Source organism: Nocardia sp. NPDC004711 (assembly GCF_053601595.1).
On sequence record NZ_JBSGCB010000004.1, the window covers coordinates 113051 to 128436 of the forward strand.

Sequence of the window (15386 nt, forward strand, 5' to 3'; positions counted from 1 at the left end):
CCCACCCGGTCATTCCCGGGAAACAGGCCCAACACGGCCTTTCCATGGTGTTCCGGACGAGCGAGACGGGACTCGCGAGTAACCTCATGGCAATGGACCCGGCACAGTCGACCGTCGGCGTTGAGGAAGAATTCCTGCTTGCGGACCCTGTGACGGGTGCGCCCGCAGCGAACAACGCAGAGGTGGCACGGACCGCCGCCGAGAGCGGGATCGACCTGAAGCTGGAACTCACTCGATGCCAGGTGGAGACGAATACCCGCGTGCACTCCAGCACGGCCGAGTTGATTCAGGAATTGCGCAAGTTACGCCTCGGTGTGACATCCTGCGCCGAGCAGAACGGCGCTCGTCTGCTCGCGGTGGCCATTCCGCCGACCGTTCCGCACCAGTTCCCGTTCACCGACACACCCCGATACCGGCGCATCGAGCAACATTTCGGCCTGCTCGCCCATGAGCAGGGGCTCTGCGGTTGCCATGTCCACGTCGCGGTTCCGGATCGAGAAACAGCCCTCCAGGTCAGCAATTTCGTGCGCCCCTGGTTGCCGCTGTTCCTGGCACTGACCGCGAATTCCGCGATCTACCGCAGCGTCGACAGCGGGTTCGCCAGTTGGCGAAACATTCTGTGGCAACGCTGGCCCAGCGCCGGACCTCCACCCTATTTCACGTCGACCGAGGATTACGACGCCCTGGTCGCCATGATGATTTCGAGCGGCTCCATTCTCGACGAGACGATGGTGTATTGGGACGTCCGCCCGTCCTTGAACTATCCGACCGTCGAGATCCGGGTCAGCGACATCCCCGCCACGGTCGAGGAGACCGCCCTGCTCGCCACCCTGGTGCGAGCCACGGTAATGACCGCGCGAAATTCATTGGAGCAAGGGATCATCGCACCTGCGGTCCAGCATGAATTGCTGCGCGCGGCGTATTGGAAGGCTGCTCGTACGGGCATCGACGGCAACGGTGTCTACCCTATGAACGGCAGTGTCATGCCGGTTCGCGCGCTACTCGCCGAACTCGTCGATCACGTCGGGCCGGCACTCGAGGAGTTGGGTGACCGCGACTTCGTCACCAGCACCCTCCGGACCGTACTCGCCCGCGGCAATGGCGCGCGTCGCCAACTCGGGGCCTTCCGGATACGTCGAGACGTCGGCGATGTCATCACCGAGCTGGCGAATGCCACCCTGGAGGGCTGCCACCGGCACCCCGTCAACCTGCCTACCTGAGAACGATCACATCGCCGGAGGTCGCTGTCACCACGAAGTCCCCGGCCTGTTCGGTTGCAGGCCAGGGGATTTCGGTCCGGATTCCGCGAGACGCGGCGGGCTGGGCGTTGCTGCTCTGCCGACGCGCCCGGATGCACGGCCTGTTTCTCGGCGCACTCGTGCGCGGCCGGTAGCCGCACCTGATCACCGAAGGCCTCTACGGCGAACGGTGCAACGGCTTCAGTCCGACCGACCGCGCGGGATGCGGCCACGCCCGAGTGATTCATCGAGGCCGAAGTGGGTATCGCGCCACTATGGCGACCTCCGTCGACAAACTGCTGCACGCGCTGACCAGGGCGGTGAACACGCTCGCGCAGACCGATATCCGATTCGCGGTGGCCGGTGGGTGCGCGGTGTACGCCCGCGGCGGTCCGGCATCCGAACACGATGTGGACCTGTTCATCAAGCCCGCCGATGTCTCCCGGGCCCGCAGCGCCCTGGTCGCGGGCGGTTTGCGCATCGCCGACGCCCCGGAGGACTGGCTCACCAAGGCATACGACGGGGACGTCCTGATCGACCTGATCTACCGCCCCAGCGATCGCGAGGTCACCGACGAGATGCTGGATCGCGCCGAGGTCATGCGCATCGGGTCCGCGGTGGCGCCGGTCATCAGCGGAACCGATCTGATGATCGACAAGATGCTGGTGTTCGACGCGCACCGACTGGACCTGGCGCCGCTGCTCCGAATCGCCCGGGACCTGCGTGAGCAGGTCGACTGGACCGAGGTGCGCGCACAGACCCGGCACTCGCCCTACGCCCGCGCGTTCCTCGGCCTGCTGGCCGACCTCGAGGTGATCGGAGTGCCGTCATGAGCGAATTCCCGCAATACGACACGGCGCACGTCCATCGAGCGCTGGCCGAGGATCCCCGGACCTCCGAACTCGGCGTCCAGGTGCGGCTGCAGGCCGGCGTCGTGGTGCTGACCGGCGCGGTGACCACCGAGGAGCGCCGGCGGCAGGTGGAACTCGTTGTACGCGAACAACTTCCCGAATCCCGAATCCGCAACGAGGTCCGCGTGACCCCGCCGAGGACACCCGGGACCATCGAAACGCTCGGGACGTGACCCGGGAAAGGACAGTGGCACATGCGGATAGCGGCCGTTGGCGATGTACACGTGGGCACCGATTCCCAGGGCCTGTACCGTCCCGCGCTTGAGGACCTGCACCGGCACGCGGACGTCCTGCTCCTCGCCGGGGATCTGACGAAGTGCGGCACCGTGGCCGAGGCCCAGGTCGCCGCGCGTGAGTTCTCCGGGCTCGGCATCCCGGTTGCGGCGGTACTCGGCAACCACGATTATCACGGGGATGCGGCGGAGGAGGTCGCCGCCGTCCTCGCGGATGCTGGAATCGTGGTGCTCGAGGGCACGGGCGTCGCTTTCAGCATCGACGGGACGATGCTCGGCATCGCCGGCACGAAAGGCTTCGGCGGCGGCTTCGCGGGCCGGTGCGCGAGCGTCTTCGGCGAACCCCTGATGCGGGAATTCGCCTCGCACACCGTTGATCTCGCCAACGCACTGCACACGGCGCTGAGTGCGCTCGACACCGATATCCGTATCGCCCTGACCCACTACTCGCCCATCGAGGCCACCCTCGCCGGCGAGCCCCGCGAGATCTATCCCTTCCTCGGTTCCTACCTGCTCGGTGAGGCCATGGACACGGCCGGCGCCGACCTCGCCCTGCACGGCCACGCCCATGCGGGCACCGAGCACGGCGAGACGCCCGGTGGGATACCGGTCCGCAATGTGGCCCAGCCCGTGCTGGGCACCGCGTACGCGGTCTACGAGCTCCACCCGGCCCCGCCCGTGCCCGCCACCCGTTCCCGCGCGTCCAGCTGACCCGCGGCGTCACACCTCGATCCGCTCGCCCAGAACCACCGTGCGGTGGCGGGGCAGCCGGAAGTAGTCGGCGACGTCGGCCGAGATATAGGGGGCGATCATGCTGTCGCCGAAGAACAGTGCCGCGCCGAGGATTCCGAGCGCCGCCAGGACGTCCACCGGGCGCCGGACGGACGATTCCTGCCCTCGTCATCCCGGGCGAGTTTCCCCACGCAGCCGGGTGAGCTCCACGACGACCGGGTACCCGCACTGCACCACGTCGAATTCCGCACTGCTCACCGCGATCGAATCGGTCAGCGTTTCCACGAAATGCCAGCCGAAACTGTGCTCGATCAATCCGGCATCGCTCCCGGTCACCGCGCCCACGCGCACCCGGACCCGCTCTTCGTCGAACCGGAAATCACACTCGATCGAGGCGTTCGGCACAGCAGCCGCGATCAATGTCGTCGCCACCTCGTCCAGTGCGACCCGCACATCGGTCACCACGTCGATCGTGAAATCGGCTGTGAGCATGATGGTTTCGGCGAGCGCGCGCAGCATCGCCAATTGCCCGGCGACCGCCGGGATGCGCAGTGCCACCCGACCGGTCAGAGCGGGTGACTCCAGCGCTGCGGAGTCGGTGAACCGGTGCGCCTTACCGTTGTTCTGCCGGTCGGTGAATAGCGGGCTCGGCGCTCGGCCGTCGCCGATCCTGTCACCCTGTGGCGATTCACTCATCGGTCACCACCCCATCGAATCAATCCCGTTTTGCGATCGGTCCCCGTTTTCGTTCATCGCGTACCCCGCGAAGCGGTCGGGAAACCGGCGGAACTCATCGATCGGGTATTTGCTCGTGCACGGTCGACAGCGGGCCCGGGCCGGATCTGCCGATCAGTTGCTCGACAGGTCCTGCTCGCGATGGACCAGGGTCCTGACCCCGGTCACGTCGAGTACTCGTTCGACCGCGCGCGGCGCGTTCGGTACGAGAATGCCGACACCACACCGGGTGGCATGCTGAACGGCATCGAGCAACACGACCGCATTGCGCACGCTCAGGAATCGCGTACGACGCAGATCCACGATCACCACGGGCGGCGCGGCATCGACGGCGACGGACAGCGCGGTCCGGAACGCGGGCAACCCGTTCATGTCGAGCTCGCCCGTGACCGCGATGATGAGGCAATCGGTGATTCCGGTCCCAGCGGTCGGCCGTCCGTTCCCATTGGGCGTGCGGCGCGAGCGGCGGCCGGTTATCTCATTCGCAACAAGGCTATGTGCGAGGGACACCGTTGACATGACATACCTCCCAGCAGGGAGTGGCCGATCCGCTCGACGACAGAGCGTTCGGGCGCGGGTCGTATCGACAACACGCTCGAACGGTGAGAAGGCATGCGGGATCGGGATCGGCTGGAGTCTCAACCTGGATTCAGTCTGCCACCGGACCACCGGGGTGGCTACTCCCGGCCCGTTTCACCATGCCCTGTCCGGGTATCGCGGCATCGAATGGACACCGGGGTCCCCGGGGCCTCACCCGGGACCAGCTCTACAACGAGGCCGAGCAGCGTAATATCAAGGGCCGCTCCAGCATGTCCAAGGCTCAGCTCGCGCATGCTCTCGGCCGCGATTGATCCATCGAGGCAGGAGGCGAACGACGATGCCGCGCTCGGCGGCGCTACCCATTCGGATCCACCGGACCGCTCCGTGGAGCCGCAATCGGCTGATGCGTTCCTCGGACCGTCTGCAGGCGGCCTGGCGGATGGTCGCGGTGCTCGTGGCCGTGGCATCCGTTCCGCTGGCGGTCGTCATGGGAATCTCGGCCGCCACCACCACCGGCGCGCACATCCGCGCCGAGAACGCCGCCAAGACCGCTGTGACGGCCACGGTCGTCTCCGATCCCCTCGGCATCGCGGTTCCGGTCGGCCAGGGGGTGGTGGCGTCCGGACCGCCGCAGGCCACCGTGGCGTGGAATATCCACGGCCGCAACGATATCGCCGTGGTTGTCGTCCCGAACTCGGCGAAGCGGGGCAGCACCGTGACCCAGTGGCTGGACTCCTCGGGGCGGGCCACCACCGCGCCGCGGCCCACGTCCGACGCGGTGGTCCAGGGCATCGACACCGCCATCCTGACAGTGATCGCAACCTGCTGCGGCGCAACCGTTCTGGTCTGCTGTGCCGACCGCATCCTCCTGCACCGCCACCACGCCGCCTGGGCGCGCGAATGGCGAGACTTCGCCCCGGGGATCGGACACAACAAACCGTCCTGACTCCGGCACTCGCGCGAGGCGATGCCCAGGCAATTGCACACGCCAGGCCAACGCCATGATCCTCGAAGCCCTCTGACCGTTCGGAGTGTCGGAGTCAGGCGGCCGCGCCTCGGAGGCGCAGTGCTGCAACGGGAATGAAAGCCACCCGCACCAATACCCGTACCGGGCGGGTGTCAGCCCAGAGCGGCGGTGCGCAGGGCGGCAGCGAGACACGCGGCCGGGTCGGGCATGGGTGTGGGCAGGCGGGCCAGCAGGAGTCGGCGGGTTTCGGTGGGGCCGCCCCGGACCGGGAGGGCCCGGACGCCGGCGGGCAGGGCCGGGCGTGCGGAGGCGGGGATGGTGGTGATCCCGGCGCCGGAGGCGACGAGCTGGAGTTTGGCGAGCCAATCGTGGGCGGTGTGGACGATCTCGGGGCGTTCGCCGAGCCCGGGCCAGACGCCCATGGCGTGCTCACCGTGCGAGCCCGCGATCCAGTGCCGGCCGTGCAGGTCGCGCACGTCGATGTAGTCGCCCCGCGCGAGCGGGTGGTCCGCTGGAACCGCCACCAGCAGTGGGCGTTCCGCGAGGACCTGCGTCAGCAGGGCGGGAGTCTCGCCGTCCAGCGGGCGGAACGGCGGCGCCGAGGACACCAGCGCGAGATCGATCGTGCCCGCGCGCAGCGCCCGGACCAGCGCGGGCGTGCGGCCCTCGCGGGTGATCACGGTGATCCCCGGATGCGTACGCCGCAACTCGGCCAGCGCGTGCGGCACCAGCCAGGCCCCGGCCGTCGGGAACCAGCCCAACCGCACGCTGGCCCGATCCTCCGGCAGTCCGGCCAATTCCCTTGCGGTGGCATCCATCTGGTCGATCACCGCGGCCGCGCGCCGCGCCACCACCTGCCCGGCGGGTGTCAGCCGCACCCCGTCGTGGCGCCGCTGCAGCAGCGCGGTGCCCGCCGCCCGCTCCAGCGCGGCGATCTGCCGCGACACCGCCGACTGGGTGTACCCGAGCGCGGTCGCCGCGGCGGTGAGCGTTCCACGTTCGGCCACCTCCCGGAAGACACGCAGCGCGGTCAGGGACGCATCACCGAAGGCCATGACATTCACGCATACCACCTCTGAGTGATTCTCGCTGGCCACATGCCCTGGCCCTTTCCAGCGTTGGTTGGCATGAGCCGGATACGCACGATCGGAGGATCCGAATGACAAGCCCCGCAATCGCTCTCGTCACGGGCGCCACCCAGGGCCTCGGGCCGGCGCTGACCGAAGGGCTCGCTCAGCGGCTCAGCCCGGCGGACACCGTCTATCTCATGGGCCGGAACCCGGACCGGGTGATGCACGCCGTGGAGAGCCTGCCCGCCGGCGGCGCCCAGGTCCGGGGGCGAACTCCTCGACGTGGCCGACCCGCACGCGGCCGACCGCCTCGCCGCCGAACTGCGAAACCGCCACGGCGGCATCGACATCGTGTTCGGCAATGCCGTCATGCGGGTCGGACCCGACGACGACCCGCGCCGGATCGTCGCCGACTACGCGGAGGTCAACAACTTCGGCACCGTGGTGGGACGTCACCCGCGCACCCACTCCGGCGCAGGCCGCCGCACAGCTACTCGAGCTCGCGTTGAAACCGGCCGGGCCGCAGCACTACGGGCAATTGATCCGCTATGGCAGCGTCGTGCCGTGGTCGCCCGGCGAGAGCGGATAATCCCGCCGATAGCGGTCCCGAACGGGCGATCCGCTTCGGGCCTTCACCATTGCACCTGGTCACAAAGCCAACCAGGCAGTGAATTCGAAGTGTACGGTAGGTGAACGACCAGTGGCCGAGCCGAGAAGACTTCAGCGATCATTCGGCAAATTCCTGCATTTTCCTGGCATAACGGACGGGCAACGAGATAGCGTCGGGTTCCGTCGATTGCACCAAGGGCAAAGTCGGAACGAATTGCCCACGTGGTGATGTTTCGCTCGACGGTTGACGGCATGGGTCGGGGGATCCCGCCGAGCGGAGGACCGCAATCATGAACAGAGTCCAGAAATCGACAACAACGGCATACGCACGTTCACCACAGGGTGAGCGGGCCACCGCGCCGGCGAAGATCCTGGTGGTCGAGAGCAATCCGGCCGTCGCCGAGATCACGGTGCTGGTGCTCGCCGCGGCGGGCTACCACACCTTCCAGAACGCCAGCGGACGGCAGGCCCTGCGCACCCAGGACCGCCTGAAACCCGATGTCATCCTGCTGGACCGGGCGGTGCCAGATGTCGCGGCGGCCGAGCTGTGCCGCGAGCTGCGCGCGCGGACCACCGCGCCCATCATCGCGCTCAGCACCGACCACAATCCCGAATCCCTGGAAACGATCCTGACCGCGGGTGCTTCGGAATGCCTGCTCCTGCCGGTGCATACCCGCGAACTGCTGGAATGCATCGCCTTCCGGCTGCGCGCCCACCGGGCGCCGGGCGCGAGCGCCGACGCCAAGCACGAAACCACACCGGATCCCAGGCCCTACGCCGCGGCCTGAACCGCGGCCGCCGAAACCGACAGACCCCTGCCAGGCGACGCCGCCGGGCAGGGGATGGGATTCCGGCGGCATCAACTATTCGGGACCATGCCTCGGGATACCGACGAGACCCACCCGGGCAGTACCGGACGGGCACCCGGTGTCACTGCCGATCTGCAGCGTAGTCCCCAAAACGGCTGTGCGCGTTGATATCCGCCGTCCGGGAGCTGACATCTTCGTGAACTGAATCCGCCTGTGCCCCTTCCGCTCCACTCCGCCGCGACCCGGCGGATCCGCACCGGTGCGCCGCCGGGCCGGCCGGCCGCCGGGCCGCGAGCTGTGGTCGCTCTCGGCCGGAGTCGATAGGGTGCGGCGGTGAATACAGCGGAATTCGTTCAGCGGGGTAGCACGGTCGTGGATCGGCTGTCCACCACACAGTCACCGCCGCCGTGGCAACTGGTGGTCGGGACCGGTGTGGTGGCGCTGCTGCTGGTGGCGTTCCGGCCGACGTGGCGGATTCTGCGCAATGCGGTGACCATCGCCCACGAGGGCGGGCACGCGTTCACGGCGCTGCTCACCGGGCGGCGGCTCAACGGCATCCGATTGCATTCGGACACTTCCGGACTCACGGTGTCGAGCGGGAAACCCTATGGACTCGGCATGATCCTGACCACCGCGGCCGGTTACCCCGCGCCCGCGCTGCTGGGACTGGCCTACGCGGCGCTGCTGGGCGCGCATCGCCTCACGCTCATGCTGTGGCTGACCATCGCGCTGCTGCTGGTGCTGCTGGTGAAGGTGCGCAACTGGTACGGCCTGCTGTCGATCCTGGTGACCGGCGGCGTGGTGTTCGCGGTGTCCTGGTTCGGCAGCGACACCACCCAGGCGGCGCTGGCGTATCTGGCGGCCTGGTTCCTGCTGCTGGCGGCGGTGCGGCCGGTGATCGAGCTGCAGCGCAATCGCGCACACGAGCCGAACTCCGACGCCGACCAGCTGGCCCACCTGACCCGGATCCCGGGCCTGCTGTGGGTGCTGGCCTTCGGCGCGATTGCGCTGTGCTCACTGGCCTTCGGCGCGCGGCTGCTGCTCGCGGATGTGACCGGGGTCTGCGTGCCCCCGCTCACGCACAGCACCTGCGCGGCGTCAACCGCCGGGTGAGCATTCTCCCACCTCAGGGCGAGAGTGGTATCGCTGCAAGGTTTCTGGTGAACGGGGACTAACATTCGCCCTACACCGTCCGGGTGATCCCGAACACCGGATTTGCCCGGATCTTTGGCCCGCCCGCACCGCAGGCGGGCACTCCATCGTTGCGGCAAGGAGGGATTCGGGATGGAACGACCGGCATGGGCCCCGGAGGGCGTGGACATGACCCGGCCCAGCCCCGCGCGCATGTACGACGCGCTACTGGGCGGCTCGCACAACTTCGAGGTCGACCGGCAGGCCGCCGCGGCGGGCAAGTCGCTGGTCCCCGACCTGCCGCGGCTGGCGCTGAGCAATCGGGCCTTCCTGCGGCGCGCGGTGCGCTTCCTGGTGGATTCGGGTGTGCGGCAGTTCCTCGACATCGGTTCCGGCATTCCGACCGCGGGCAATGTGCACGAGGTGGCGCATGCCATCGATCCGGAGTGCCGGGTGCTCTACGTCGATATCGATCCGGTGGCCGTGGCCCACTCCCGCGCCATCCTGCGGGGCAATGACCGGGTGGCCGCCATCGAGGCCGACCTACGCGAGCCCGCGGCGCTGCTGGAGCAGGCGCGGGGCACCGGCATCATCGACTTCGACCAACCTGTCGGCATCCTTCTCATTGCGGTCCTGCACCTGATGAGCGACGACTACGCCCCCATCGACAAGGTCAACGCACTCCACGACGCCGTGCCCGTCGGCAGCTACGTCGCGATTTCGCATCTCACCTCGGCCACGCGCCCCGACGACGCGGCGAAGCTGGTGGAGAACTCGCACAATGTCAGCAAGATAGGACTGCAGTTCCGCAGCCGCGACGAGATCGCCGCGCTGTTCGGCAAGTGGGAGCCGATCGAGCCCGGTGTGGTGGAATTGCCGCTGTGGCGGCCGGAATCCGACCGTGACCAGCATGAGGCGCCGGGCCGTTCGCTGGGACTGGCGGGTGTGGGCCGCAAGGCCTGAGTGGTTCGGACGAGTCAGGGGCAGGGGGTCACCGGTGGCAGCACACGAGTTGGCGGTCCGATGGGCCGCCGCTCTCGATGGCGCGGTCGCGCCGACGCTCACCCGGGCCCAGGTGGAGGATCTGCTCGACGGTTTCGGTGACCGCCTGATCGCGGCCGTGCGCGGCACCGGGGACATGTCGGTGGCGCGGGAGGCCGCGGTCGCCCTGGTGGCCGCCAACTACCGTGACCCGCTGGCCGTGCACCGCTCGGTGCTGGTGCTGTGCAAGGACCTGGTGACCGACGCCTGCCCCGACCCCGGCTGCGCGGACTACGGGCCGGTCCGCGATCGCGCCATCGAACTGGCCGCGGAATTCGCCGCCGAGTTCACCGCCGGGCTGCGCAATGTGGCGCTGGCCGAGCAGGAGACGACGCTCGGCGCCGCCCTCACCGCGGTCCAGGAGGCCGAGGCGCGCCGCCAGCTGTCGGAGGCGCGGTTCCAGGCCATCTTCGAGGGGGCGTCGGTGGGCATCGGCACCGTCGATGCCGCCACCGGCAAGGTGGTCGACGTCAACAACGCCTTCGCCGACACCCTGGGCGTCGCCGCCGAGTCCATGCCCGGCCATACCGTGGCCGACATTCTCGGCCCCGAGAACATCGGTGAGGCGTTCTCCCTGTTCCAGCGCCTGCTCTCCGGTGAGATCGACCGCTTCCGCTTCGAGACCCGGCACACCAAGCCGGACGGCACGCACACCACCATCGACCTGTCCATGACGGTGGTCCGCGACAGCGAGGGTAAGCCGCGCTTCCTGATCGGCGTCACCGTCGATGTCACGGACCGCAAGCAGCTGGCCGATCAGCTCTGGTACGACGCCCACCACGATTCGCTCACCGGCCTGCCCAACCGCCTGCTGTTCTTCGACCGTCTCGCCGCGGCCACGGGCCAGGTCGGGGTCTGCTACCTGGATCTGGACGGCTTCAAGGAGATCAACGACCGCCGCGGCCACACCGCCGGCGACCGGGTGCTGTGCGAGGTGGGCCAGCGGCTGCGCCGGGCCCTGCCGCCGAACGGGGTGGCGGCGCGGCTGGGCGGTGACGAGTTCATCGTCCTGGTCGAGAACTGCTCGGGTCAGGACGAATTGGACACCGTCGCGGACGGCCTGCTGGCCGCGCTGCGCGATCCGTTCGACGTGGCGGGACTGCTGGTGCAGGTGGGCGCGAGCATCGGCACCGCGCTGGTGGACACCGATTCCACCGCCATCGACGAGCTCATGCACGCCGTGGACGTCGCCATGTACCGCGACAAGGCGCTGCGCCACGGCGCGCTCGGCGAGCCTAGATGACGAACGGCACCAGCGCTTTTCGCTCCGCCGGGTAGTCCTCGAACTTCTCCCGGTACCAGGTGTGGGTGGCGAAGGCGCGCGGCACCAGATTGCCGAAGGTGATCAGGAAGATGACCACGCCGGGCAGCGCCCAGGTGAGAATGGCGAATCCGGCCCAGGCGACCAGTTCGCCGAGATAGGTGGGGCTGGTGACGAATCGGAATCCCAGACCGTACGGGATCTTGTATTCCGTTGCCCCCGGGTTGTTCTTGTCGCGAAGATTCCGGACGATCCCCTCCGAGCTCACCAGCAGCGCGAAACCGCAGAGGTAGACGATCAGCCCGATGATGAAGCGCGGGTCGGTCAGCCAATCCGTGCCGTACTGCCCGAGATAATCGTGGCTGAAGAGCGCACCATTGAGGTAGCCGTGCAGCGCGGTCACGAACATGCCCATGCCGAGCACGGAAACATTGAAACTGCTGGTCTTGCCGGGCACTTGGCGAATGGAGAGGGGGAAGAACCAGCCGCGGTTGCCGTAGTGCAGAATCCAGATGGCCGCCAGCACCAGGGAAGTCGGCTCGAAGCGGCGCGGACCGCTGAGGTACGCGACAGCGAAGACCACGGTGGCCGGAATCTCCATCAACCACCAGCCGAGCTTCGGATTGAGATTGAGTCCGAGCTTGGCGGTGGCGAAGCGGCCGTAGGGACTCTGCCCGAAGAGGCCGCCGATCAGCACGAAAGCTGCGAACGCGAAAGCGATCGTGAGCACGGTGTCGTAGACGGTATTGCCGGTGTACCAGTTCATTCGCGGTCCTTCAGGTGGAAAAACTAGAACAGGTTCTACCACAGTGCACAGCCTGGCCGGTACCCACCGGGGGGCGCGAAAGGTGGCCGGGGGGTAGTTTGGCGAGAACCCGGAGGGAGGCAAGGTGGGTTCGCAGGGATGGGATGTGCTGATCGAATGGATGCCTTTTTTTCTCGAGGAGGACGAGGACGCCGACGAGTCCGGACTCGGATGGAACCCGCGCTTCGTTCAGGTTCGTGACGAACTCACCGGCCGCCGTGTGCATTTCGCGCAGCAGGGCACCGAGATCGAGGTGCTGATCGCCGTCCCCGACGACACCGCCGAGGCCGAAGCGCTGCTCACCGTGCTGCGCGCGCAACCCGACGGCACCTGGGATCCGGTGCCGCTGCCCTCGGAATCCGATGCCACCGCACCGGATCCGCAGTGGCGGGCCATGCAGCGGGTGCACCAGCAGCCGCGGCTGGCGCGCGAATGGAGCACCGGATGGCAGCGCGGGGAGTCGATCGATCATCGGCGCGGCGTGGCCGAATCCGTGGTGGCGGTGTTGCGCGACGGGCTCGACATGGACGGGGACCGGCTGCGTTTCGCCACCTGGAGCATGGACGCGCCCGGCAGCGGCAGCTACGGCCTGCCCGCCGACCGCCCCAGCGAGCGCGAAGCGCCGGTGGCGTGTTCGAACTGGGCCGACTTCGAGGACAGGCTGAGCTGGGCGCTGACCACGCTGCCCTGGGACGGGGTGATCAACCTCAGCACTCCGCACCCCGGACCGGACCCGTGCTTCGTTCAATTCCTGCACGGCAGGCAGCTTTTCAACGAGGCCAGCGGCTGGGATGTGGCCGGACTCGGCGCGGGCGAGTTCGACCGGCGCATGCGCGAGCTGGGCTGGAGTTTCGCCCCGCACAGCGTGCCCGGCGGGGCGGCGCTCATCTGGGAGGGTCCACTGGCCAAGACCGGGTTCAATCCCAGCCTGGAGGGCGCGCCGCGGCGGACGGTGGCCACCTTCACCGAGGTGTTCACCGTCGGGCATCCGCAGGATCTGGTGTTCCGGGCGTTCCGCAACGGCCGCCGCCGCGATCCGGAATTGCGCTATCTGGATATCGAACTCGGGATTCCGCGCGACGTCCGGTGAGCCGCCACGCGGCGGCCGCCGGGGGCGGGTGAGGCTCAGAGCCGGCGCAGGCGGATCGGCAGGCCGTCCGCCGGCGTCGGGCCGGTACCGGCGACCAGGGGCACCTGATAGCCGTCCGGCACACTCCAGCGGTAGTTCAGCAGCATGCGGTGCATGGTGGCCTTGACGGTCATGCCGCCGAAGTACCGGCCGATGCACTTGTGCGCGCCGCCGCCGAAGGGCGGCCAGGCGAAGCGGTGCGACTTGTCCTCGGCGCGTGCGGGATCGAAGCGTTCCGGATCGAACACGTCCGGGTCGTGCCAGTACTCCTCGCTGCGCATCATCGAGTACGAGCCGACCATGACCAGCGCACCCTTGGGGATGAAGTACCCGGCGATCTCGGTGTCCTCCAGCGCTTCTCGCACCATCTGGCCGACCGGGGCGTACATGCGCAGGGTTTCGCGGAAGGCCATCTCCAGGGCGGGCAGCCGGTCCAGGTCGGCGTAGTCGAGGGTGGGTTTGCCCAGCGCCTGTGATTCCTCGCGCAGCCGCTGCTGCCATTCCGGGTGCCGGGCCAGTTCGTAGGCCAGCATGGAGATGGCCAGGGTGCTGGTGTCGTGGGCGGCCATCATGACGAAGATCATGTGGTCGACGATGTCGGCGTCGGTGAAGGATTCGCCGTCCTCGGTCTCGGCGTGGCAGAGGACGCTGAACAGGTCCTCGCCGTCGCCGGCGCGCTTGGCGGGCAGCTCCCGGCGGAAGTAGTCCTCGAGCAGCCGGCGGCCGCGCAGGCCCCGATTCCACACGCCGCCGGGCATATTGGTGCGGATGATGGCCTTGCCGCCGTGCACGGCGTCCTCGAAGGCCTGGGACAGGCGGGTGCCCTCGGGACCGAGTTCCGCGCCCGCGAAGACCACGGTGGCCTGTTCCAGCAGCATGCGCTTGACGTGGTCGTAGAGCGGGAAATCGGGGGCGGGTCGCCAGGAGTCGACGCCGCGCACGATGCGCGGGGTGGTGAGGTTGAGGTAGCCGATGAGCCGCGGGCGGGTGAAGGCCTGCTGCAGGATCCGGCGGTGGTAGGCGTGATCGTCGAAGTCGCGCAGCAGGATTCCGCCGCGGAAGAACGGGCCGATGAGGAATTCCCAGCCCTGTTGCGCGGAGAGCACGTGCTTGCGGTCCAGCAGCACCTCCTCCACGGCGGCCGGGCTGCCGATGCCCACCACCTGCCGCCCGAAGACGCCCATCCACTGCACGGGGCCGTAGCGGCGCATCCGGTCGCGGCCGAAGGTGAGGGGGTCGGCGAGGGTGCTCACCACGTGGCCGATGCCGGGCGGGCCGTAGTCACCCATCACCGGTTTGAGCCCGCTGCCCGGCGGCGGTGTCGCGAGTGCCCGCGGCACGCTGGGATAGCGCTCCAGTACCCCGGCGGCGCGGCACTGAATTCGATGGTTCACCACGGCTTTTCGCACAGCCATGCCTCAACGGTAGCGGAAACGAAAGTTTCCGTAAACGGTCGTTTCCCGATTTCTGTGCCAAGCTGTCAGGGTGACGCGAGCTTTCAACGGGACCTATCGCGGCACCACGACCGACGAGCGCCGGGAGCAGCGCCGGCGACGGCTGCTGGATGCGGCCCTCGAGATCGTCGGCACGCAGGGGCTGGCCGCGCTCACCGTGCGCGGGGTGTGCGAGCAGGCGAAGGTGGGGCCGCGCTTCTTCTACGAATCCTTCACCGGTCTGGACGCGCTGGCCTCCGCGCTGCTGGACGAGGTGCAGGGCGCGGCCCTCGAGCAGGCTCGCACGGCCATGACCGAAACCCCCGGCGGGCCCGAGGAGAAGCTGCGGGCGGGGGTGGCGGCGCTCATCATCACGGTGACCGACGATCCACGCCGGGCGAACATCGCCTTCGCGCAGGCCTACGGTAGCGAGATGCTCATGCGCCGCCGCTTCGAGGGCATGCGCCGGGTGGCGCAGCTGCTCATCGAGCAGACGCGGGTGCTGCTCGACATTCCCGAGGGCGACGACACCGCCCTGACCGCACTGGCCCAGCTGATCACCGGCGGCGCGGCCGAGCTGATCCTGGTATGGCTCGACGGCGGCCTGAAGGTGGAGCGGCCCGTGCTGATCGGGATCGTCGCGGATTACGTTGTGGCCATGGTGGACCGGCTCCCCGGAATCACCGAGCTGATCCGCCTCCCCGGGACTTCGGCGCCCGGCTGACGAGCCGTTGCCGGCCGC

Annotated in this window: 17 protein-coding genes; 11 read left to right on the plus strand and 6 right to left on the minus strand. The window is 68.5% G+C overall.

The window, feature by feature from the left end:
* Positions 1-92: 92 nt before the first annotated feature.
* From ACWEKS_RS05055 to ACWEKS_RS05070, 4 genes are all read left to right on the plus strand, one after another.
* Positions 93-1220 carry a glutamate--cysteine ligase 2 gene (locus tag ACWEKS_RS05055; RefSeq protein ID WP_452338876.1) on the plus strand — a complete coding sequence of 376 codons (1128 nt, stop codon included), beginning with the start codon at positions 93-95 and terminating at the stop codon, positions 1218-1220.
* Between the two features lie 293 nt (positions 1221-1513).
* Positions 1514-2071 carry a hypothetical protein gene (locus ACWEKS_RS05060; RefSeq protein ID WP_452338877.1) on the plus strand — a complete coding sequence of 186 codons (558 nt, stop codon included), beginning with the start codon at positions 1514-1516 and terminating at the stop codon, positions 2069-2071.
* The gene (locus ACWEKS_RS05065) at positions 2068-2322 is read left to right on the plus strand and encodes a BON domain-containing protein (RefSeq protein WP_452338878.1); all 255 of its coding nucleotides are present in this window, start codon (positions 2068-2070) and stop codon (positions 2320-2322) included. Before ACWEKS_RS05060 ends, ACWEKS_RS05065 begins: the two co-directional genes overlap by 4 nt.
* 21 nt (positions 2323-2343) lie before the next feature.
* Entirely contained in the window at positions 2344-3093 is a 750-nt protein-coding gene (locus ACWEKS_RS05070) for a metallophosphoesterase family protein (protein WP_452338879.1), read from the plus strand.
* A gap of 9 nt (positions 3094-3102) precedes the next feature.
* Here the strand turns inward: ACWEKS_RS05070 and ACWEKS_RS05075 are convergent, their stop codons facing one another.
* The 3 genes from ACWEKS_RS05075 to ACWEKS_RS05085 form a co-directional block, all read right to left on the minus strand.
* Positions 3103-3252: a hypothetical protein gene (locus tag ACWEKS_RS05075; RefSeq protein ID WP_452338880.1), complete on the minus strand. Its 150-nt coding sequence runs from the start codon at positions 3250-3252 to the stop codon at positions 3103-3105.
* A 30-nt stretch (positions 3253-3282) separates the two neighbouring features.
* Positions 3283-3810: an ATP-binding protein gene (locus ACWEKS_RS05080; protein WP_452338881.1), complete on the minus strand. Its 528-nt coding sequence runs from the start codon at positions 3808-3810 to the stop codon at positions 3283-3285.
* A gap of 153 nt (positions 3811-3963) precedes the next feature.
* Positions 3964-4368: an STAS domain-containing protein gene (locus tag ACWEKS_RS05085; protein WP_452338882.1), complete on the minus strand. Its 405-nt coding sequence runs from the start codon at positions 4366-4368 to the stop codon at positions 3964-3966.
* A gap of 358 nt (positions 4369-4726) precedes the next feature.
* On the opposite strand from ACWEKS_RS05085, the gene ACWEKS_RS05090 reads away from it, so the two are divergent.
* Entirely contained in the window at positions 4727-5335 is a 609-nt protein-coding gene (locus ACWEKS_RS05090) for an Rv1733c family protein (protein ID WP_452338883.1), read from the plus strand.
* Positions 5336-5508: 173 nt separating this feature from the next.
* Here the strand turns inward: ACWEKS_RS05090 and ACWEKS_RS05095 are convergent, their stop codons facing one another.
* Positions 5509-6411, minus strand: a complete 903-nt coding sequence (locus ACWEKS_RS05095; protein WP_452339033.1) for a LysR family transcriptional regulator — start codon at positions 6409-6411, stop codon at positions 5509-5511.
* Between the two features lie 914 nt (positions 6412-7325).
* Here ACWEKS_RS05095 and ACWEKS_RS05100 point away from each other — a divergent pair.
* The 4 genes from ACWEKS_RS05100 to ACWEKS_RS05115 all read left to right on the plus strand — a co-directional run bounded on the left by ACWEKS_RS05100 (position 7326) and on the right by ACWEKS_RS05115 (position 11259).
* On the plus strand, positions 7326-7823 hold the full coding sequence (locus ACWEKS_RS05100) for a response regulator transcription factor (protein ID WP_452338884.1): 498 nt from the start codon (positions 7326-7328) through the stop codon (positions 7821-7823).
* A gap of 354 nt (positions 7824-8177) precedes the next feature.
* Entirely contained in the window at positions 8178-8957 is a 780-nt protein-coding gene (locus ACWEKS_RS05105; RefSeq protein WP_354846495.1) for a M50 family metallopeptidase, read from the plus strand.
* A gap of 171 nt (positions 8958-9128) precedes the next feature.
* Entirely contained in the window at positions 9129-9938 is an 810-nt protein-coding gene (locus ACWEKS_RS05110) for an SAM-dependent methyltransferase (protein WP_452338885.1), read from the plus strand.
* Between the two features lie 34 nt (positions 9939-9972).
* Positions 9973-11259 (plus strand): diguanylate cyclase domain-containing protein, encoded by a 1287-nt coding sequence (locus tag ACWEKS_RS05115; protein WP_452338886.1) that lies wholly within the window; start codon positions 9973-9975, stop codon positions 11257-11259.
* On the opposite strand, the gene ACWEKS_RS05120 is transcribed toward ACWEKS_RS05115, so the two are convergent.
* The gene (locus ACWEKS_RS05120) at positions 11252-12043 is read right to left on the minus strand and encodes a phosphatidylethanolamine N-methyltransferase family domain-containing protein (RefSeq protein ID WP_364616770.1); all 792 of its coding nucleotides are present in this window, start codon (positions 12041-12043) and stop codon (positions 11252-11254) included. The genes ACWEKS_RS05115 and ACWEKS_RS05120 overlap by 8 nt on opposite strands.
* 124 nt (positions 12044-12167) lie before the next feature.
* Between ACWEKS_RS05120 and ACWEKS_RS05125 the strand changes: the two genes are divergently transcribed.
* Positions 12168-13172 carry a TY-Chap domain-containing protein gene (locus ACWEKS_RS05125; RefSeq protein ID WP_452338887.1) on the plus strand — a complete coding sequence of 335 codons (1005 nt, stop codon included), beginning with the start codon at positions 12168-12170 and terminating at the stop codon, positions 13170-13172.
* Between the two features lie 35 nt (positions 13173-13207).
* Here ACWEKS_RS05125 and ACWEKS_RS05130 read toward each other — a convergent pair whose 3' ends face one another.
* On the minus strand, positions 13208-14626 hold the full coding sequence (locus ACWEKS_RS05130; RefSeq protein ID WP_452338888.1) for a cytochrome P450: 1419 nt from the start codon (positions 14624-14626) through the stop codon (positions 13208-13210).
* A 70-nt stretch (positions 14627-14696) separates the two neighbouring features.
* Between ACWEKS_RS05130 and ACWEKS_RS05135 the strand changes: the two genes are divergently transcribed.
* Positions 14697-15368 carry a TetR/AcrR family transcriptional regulator gene (locus ACWEKS_RS05135; protein ID WP_452338889.1) on the plus strand — a complete coding sequence of 224 codons (672 nt, stop codon included), beginning with the start codon at positions 14697-14699 and terminating at the stop codon, positions 15366-15368.
* Positions 15369-15386 lie beyond the last annotated feature (18 nt).

Excerpts from the sequence above, each read along its gene's own strand:
- ACWEKS_RS05110 (WP_452338885.1), top strand. The coding sequence starts at position 9,129 with ATGGAACGACCGGCATGGGCCCCGGAGGGCGTGGACATGACCCGGCCC.
- ACWEKS_RS05085 (WP_452338882.1), bottom strand. The coding sequence starts at position 4,368 with ATGTCAACGGTGTCCCTCGCACATAGCCTTGTTGCGAATGAGATAACC.
- ACWEKS_RS05065 (WP_452338878.1), top strand. The coding sequence starts at position 2,068 with ATGAGCGAATTCCCGCAATACGACACGGCGCACGTCCATCGAGCGCTG.
- ACWEKS_RS05100 (WP_452338884.1), top strand. The coding sequence starts at position 7,326 with ATGAACAGAGTCCAGAAATCGACAACAACGGCATACGCACGTTCACCA.
- ACWEKS_RS05130 (WP_452338888.1), bottom strand. The coding sequence starts at position 14,626 with ATGGCTGTGCGAAAAGCCGTGGTGAACCATCGAATTCAGTGCCGCGCC.
- ACWEKS_RS05080 (WP_452338881.1), bottom strand. The coding sequence starts at position 3,810 with ATGAGTGAATCGCCACAGGGTGACAGGATCGGCGACGGCCGAGCGCCG.
- ACWEKS_RS05095 (WP_452339033.1), bottom strand. The coding sequence starts at position 6,411 with ATGGCCTTCGGTGATGCGTCCCTGACCGCGCTGCGTGTCTTCCGGGAG.
- ACWEKS_RS05120 (WP_364616770.1), bottom strand. The coding sequence starts at position 12,043 with ATGAACTGGTACACCGGCAATACCGTCTACGACACCGTGCTCACGATC.
- ACWEKS_RS05060 (WP_452338877.1), top strand. The coding sequence starts at position 1,514 with ATGGCGACCTCCGTCGACAAACTGCTGCACGCGCTGACCAGGGCGGTG.
- ACWEKS_RS05090 (WP_452338883.1), top strand. The coding sequence starts at position 4,727 with ATGCCGCGCTCGGCGGCGCTACCCATTCGGATCCACCGGACCGCTCCG.
- ACWEKS_RS05055 (WP_452338876.1), top strand. The coding sequence starts at position 93 with ATGGACCCGGCACAGTCGACCGTCGGCGTTGAGGAAGAATTCCTGCTT.
- ACWEKS_RS05070 (WP_452338879.1), top strand. The coding sequence starts at position 2,344 with ATGCGGATAGCGGCCGTTGGCGATGTACACGTGGGCACCGATTCCCAG.